This window comes from Vibrio sp. OPT46 (assembly GCF_015163535.1).
Lineage (GTDB): Bacteria > Pseudomonadota > Gammaproteobacteria > Enterobacterales > Vibrionaceae > Vibrio > Vibrio alginolyticus.
Genome location: NZ_JADDYG010000211.1, coordinates 1 through 749, shown reverse-complemented (window position 1 = coordinate 749; position 749 = coordinate 1). Strand labels below are relative to the sequence as shown.

At 39.7% G+C, this 749-nt stretch carries 1 protein-coding gene; it reads left to right on the top strand.

The window, feature by feature from the left end:
- Positions 1-255 precede the first annotated feature (255 nt).
- On the top strand, positions 256-749 hold a 494-nt coding region (locus tag IQR33_RS09080; protein ID WP_228013817.1), incomplete at its 3' end, for a hypothetical protein.

The following is a 749-nucleotide window of genomic DNA, read 5'->3' as shown; positions in this document are numbered from 1 at the left end:
GTGGCCATATGAATCGCCTTCGGCGAGCTAAAAGCATTTGTATCGCTTTTCTTAACGGCTTCGCCTAAAAAGCTGACCCTCTATCGAGCCCTATTGTGTCGTCTTTGTCCGGGCCAAAGTCAATAAATTTAGTTAAGTATATTTTACTTATTGTGGTGTATTAATATGGTATTTAGTGGGGGTTGTTAGTATAATTAACACATCAAATAAATACGTTAAATCATTTGTTAAACATAGATAGCTTGGGGGCTACAGATGCAAAATTTAGTTAATAAAAAAATCGAGGAATACATTGGAGAAGACAAGGATCTGCTTGAATATAAGAGCCAGCTTGATCCTTCATCAATTGAGCGTGCTTTTAATGGCCAATCTCAATTTCCTGAGCGTCACGCCGCTCAAGCAGTAGTTGACTACTGCAACGCATTACGAACATTCAAGATTTCACTTCATGAGCTGATCAAATCCACTTCGGAAAGCGCGCCATCGAAGGCGTTTAATTGTTCAGTGGAAGAAATTGTTGAAATTGAGTTTGAAGAATTTCAAAGAAAGTTAAAACGCTACTTCGATGAATACATAAGTGCAGAGTCCAAATGTATCTCATGGCATGTAACAGGGCCAGCGAGATTCCCTGTGGCGAAAGCAGAAAAGGCCAATAAGAATAGTAGGGATAAGCTTAATCAATATGCAGATTATCCTCAGAGAGCCTTAAAAGCCATTGCAAAGAAACTGTTCCCCGATGGGGATGGTTC